The following is a 3,573-nucleotide window of genomic DNA, read 5'->3' on the forward strand; positions in this document are numbered from 1 at the left end:
CTTGCTTATCCTGCCAACCCTTGCGACGACGAAACTCGCGATTGAATCTGGGATCACGGATGTCGTACCAGATCGGGCAACCCAGAGCGTCGAGGTCTTCGACGAACTTGCGTTCGTCGTCGCTCAACGCCGACCCATACCTCGCCACTTCAGCCATGGTGATCACCACCCCGCCGCTCCTGGTCGGCGATCCAGCGCAGCACGGCTTCCCTGCGGTATAAGACCTTGTGCCCCGCACGGAAATGCGGGATGAACCCGCCCCTGGCCCGCAGGTCCATCTGGGTCTTGCGGGGGATCTTGAGCATCTTTTCCAGGTCGCCGGTGGTAAGCACCTCGGCCTGCTCCTCATCAATCATTTGGCCCTCCCAAACCGGTCTGTGGTGACCGAGACCGAGCAGGACTTCCCTGCTCATCTCTTCTCGCACGTGAAGGGGCAGAAATACAGGGCAGTGCGCGACAACCTCGGGTTGCCCAAATATCTGCAGGCAGGTCCATTGAGGTGGGCTGACAAAGCGGCTTGTGAGTTCCTGGCTGCCGCGGCCATCGGCTGGATCCGCGGCGGCAACCACCACGCAATCCTGGTGCACCCGCTGACACTCTTGAGCCCATGCGGTAACGCAAGAATGGCGGGAAGGGGCCCGGCTAACTCGGAGGTCTTCGAGAACCTTGCTCATTGCTCTTCCAAACGCACTGCATCGTCTAGAAAAGCACGATCGATAACGTATTCGCTTTCCTGACGGCCTGTTTCGTGAATGTATGCCAGCAGTGCGATTGGTGGTGCGTCGAACGCATACACGTGCCCTACGGGACGCCTGCGTAGTTGATCGTGGGCGAAACGTCGGGCCATTGCCAGATCCGAGGTCCATGCCATACCCGCTCGCCCGTCTGGCGTGCAGCCCCGGTATACGGTGATCGGCTCCGTTGGCGGTGTGGCCGGCAGGCCATCGTGGGTGTATCCGGCAGTGCGGAAAAGTTCCACCCATATGACTGGCTCCATGCACCTCTCGGGGTACTCGGGTAACGACCAGGCGCGGGCGACGACGCCAGGGTGCGCTACCAGGTCGAGCGACCCACCGCAGTAAAGGTCAACCAGCAGGGCGGGTGCGTTGTTACGGCCTACACGGCTACTAGCGGTACTGAATGTCTGCGCATCGATTTGGCCATCGAATTGGTAATACCCGTTCTGGTCCTCATAGAGAGGAGAGGATGCAGCCTTAGGCATCGTGCGACACCCCACCGCGGCGAGTCGCCTCTTCCTGTTCGGCGATCCACGCCAGGACATCTCCGCGGCGGTATCGGACTCGGCCTGCTAGCCGAAACGACGCCGGCCCCACACCACTGGCACGGTAGTAGCGCAACGTCCCGGCAGGGATGCCGAACTCGGCCTCCACCTCCTTGGTCGCCATCAGGGCAGATTCAGTAGCTTTCAGCATTACACTCCTTATCCTTGAGGGGCTTGCACTCCAAGCGTTACCAGACTATCACTCGGTGACAGGTGGCTTGCGCTTGAGGGCCAAGCGTTTACAGCATAGAATTCCTGCCATGGATGAGGAGAGTGGGCGGCAGCCCAGAATCCCAAGATGAGGAGGACAAATGGGCGACATAGGGCCAAACCCACGCATGATCGAAGTCTTGCCCGTCACCAAGCCTGTACGACCGCCCATGCCGGAACCCAGCGCCGATTCGGAACGCAAGACGGCCGAGCGTCTCCAACATTTGCTCGACCAGGAACTTTCCGAGACTCCGCCGGAGGAGTTGGCGGAGCGGCGCCGCCCCTACGAATCCTGGGAGACGAGTTTCGGACAGAAGGTGCGGCAGTGGCGGCAGGCGCGTAACTGGTCTCAGGACGACCTCGCTAATCAGCTCCGTCGGCAGGGGTTTGACATGCACCAGACCACCGTCGCGAAGATCGAGCGGGGCACTCGACCCTTGCGGGTGGCAGAAGCCGCAGCCATCGCGAACATCTTTAGGGTGCCGCCCCTTGCCGTGTTCATGGGTCCACCCCCAGAGAAGCTTCCGTGGTCCATGCAGCAACTGCACGAATACATCGAGTCAAACGAACAGTTGTTGGCCGAGATGAAAGAGCAAATGGAGGCGAGCGCCAAAAAGTACATCGAGCAGCAGGCGCGCGTCTTCGAGCTAGCGGACTTATTTAACAAGGCCGCTCTAAATGCCGAGAACCGCAATGACGAAGAGCCGCCGAGGGATGTGCAAGGAGGACCAAGTGCCACAGAAGCGCAACCGGCGCAGCGGGGTTGAGGACCGCTGGAATAAAACCGTCTACGACGCAGCTGGCAACTCGCAAACCGTGCCGACCGCCCAAGACGGCACCGGGATGCGTTGGCGGGCACGATATGTCGACGACGACGGCCGCGAACACTCGAAACGGTTCGCCCGCAAGATCGACGCGCAGCAGTGGCTCGACGGCATCACCGCGCAATTCGTCACCGGCAGCTATACCCCGCCCGATGCTGGCCGCGCCACCGTGTCCGCCGTCTATGCCACGTGGTCGGGCGCGCAGGGCCACATCTCAGCTAAGACGGCGTTGACGCGGCGAAGCGCGTGGAACAAATACGTTGCCCCGCAATGGGGTGACACCGCCGTGGTGGAGGTGAAGACGTCGGCGGTCAGGACGTGGGTGGCGCAACTGATTGCGGCCGAGGTGGGTGTGGCCACCATCGAGAATGCGTTCGGGTTGCTGCGCCAAATCCTTAGCGCCGCCCTCGAAGACAACCGCATACCGCGCAACCCGTGTCACGGTGTGCGGCTGCCGAAACGCAAGCACCCCGACCGCGGCTACTTGAGCCACGCCCAGGTGGCGGCCCTGGCCGCCGCGGTGGACCGCCACCCCGAGGTGGTGCGGTTGTTGGCCTACACCGGGCTGCGGTGGGGTGAGATGGCAGCGCTGCGGGTGTGCGACTTCGACATGCTGCGCCGCCGCGTCAACGTATCCCGCTCTGTCACCGAGGCGAGCCGGCTGGTGTGGGGCACCCCGAAGACGTGGGAGCGGCGCTCAGTTCCGTTCCCGGCGTCGCTGGCCGATGAGCTGGCGGCGCTGATGGTCGGCAAGGGCCGACACGATCTGGTGTTCACGAACTTGCGCGGCGGGGGTGCTGCGTAACAACCACTACCGCCAGGATGTGTTCGCGCCGGCGGTGCGGACATGCCAGCAGGCCGATGACAAGTTCCCGTCTATCACCCCGCACGACTTGCGCCACACAGCGGCCAGTTTGGCGGTGTCGTCGGGTGCCAACGTCAAGGCGGTGCAGCGCATGCTCGGGCACGCCAAAGCATCGATGACGCTCGACGTCTACGCCGACTTGTTCGACGAGGATTTAGACGGTGTCGCCGATCGTTTGGACGCGGCGATCAAATCTGCTGCGGCCTCTCTGCGGCCCCAAGAGGCGCAGTGAATACCCGCACCCGCTGTGACCTGCGGTTACGGTGTTTGCTGGGGGCCGTTGGCAGTGTACGTCTTCTCGTGCGCATCGAGAAGCCCGGTTACACCGGTCCCGCCGTCGAGCAGAACGCCGCGGGGCCTGGAACGGCGACCGGAACTTCCGCCGCGGCCGT

At 62.9% G+C, this 3,573-nt stretch carries 5 protein-coding genes; 3 read left to right on the top strand and 2 right to left on the bottom strand.

Translation table 11 applies throughout. From position 1 onward, the window contains the following. Positions 1–149 precede the first annotated feature (149 nt). Together ACLP9N_RS30120 and ACLP9N_RS30125 are read right to left on the bottom strand one after the other, a co-directional pair. Positions 150–356 (bottom strand): helix-turn-helix domain-containing protein, encoded by a 207-nt coding sequence (locus ACLP9N_RS30120; protein ID WP_442410797.1) that lies wholly within the window; start codon positions 354–356, stop codon positions 150–152. An 858-nt stretch (positions 357–1,214) separates the two neighbouring features. Next, a complete protein-coding gene (locus ACLP9N_RS30125) occupies positions 1,215–1,433 on the bottom strand; it encodes a helix-turn-helix transcriptional regulator (RefSeq protein WP_442395497.1) in 219 nt (72 codons plus the stop codon). Between the two features lie 160 nt (positions 1,434–1,593). Here ACLP9N_RS30125 and ACLP9N_RS30130 point away from each other — a divergent pair, with 160 nt between their 5' ends. The 3 genes from ACLP9N_RS30130 to ACLP9N_RS30140 are packed head-to-tail and all read left to right on the top strand — an operon-like array spanning position 1,594 to position 3,413. Next, positions 1,594–2,259: a helix-turn-helix domain-containing protein gene (locus ACLP9N_RS30130; protein WP_442410798.1), complete on the top strand. Its 666-nt coding sequence runs from the start codon at positions 1,594–1,596 to the stop codon at positions 2,257–2,259. After that, complete coding sequence (locus ACLP9N_RS30135) at positions 2,225–3,121, top strand: tyrosine-type recombinase/integrase (protein ID WP_442410799.1); 897 nt, start codon at positions 2,225–2,227, stop codon at positions 3,119–3,121. The genes ACLP9N_RS30130 and ACLP9N_RS30135 overlap by 35 nt, the downstream gene beginning before the upstream one ends. Further along, complete coding sequence (locus tag ACLP9N_RS30140) at positions 3,111–3,413, top strand: tyrosine-type recombinase/integrase (RefSeq protein WP_442410800.1); 303 nt, start codon at positions 3,111–3,113, stop codon at positions 3,411–3,413. Before ACLP9N_RS30135 ends, ACLP9N_RS30140 begins: the two co-directional genes overlap by 11 nt. The last annotated feature ends 160 nt before the right edge of the window (positions 3,414–3,573 follow it).

Source organism: Mycobacterium sp., assembly GCF_052144515.1.
In the GTDB taxonomy this organism is placed as follows: domain Bacteria; phylum Actinomycetota; class Actinomycetes; order Mycobacteriales; family Mycobacteriaceae; genus Mycobacterium.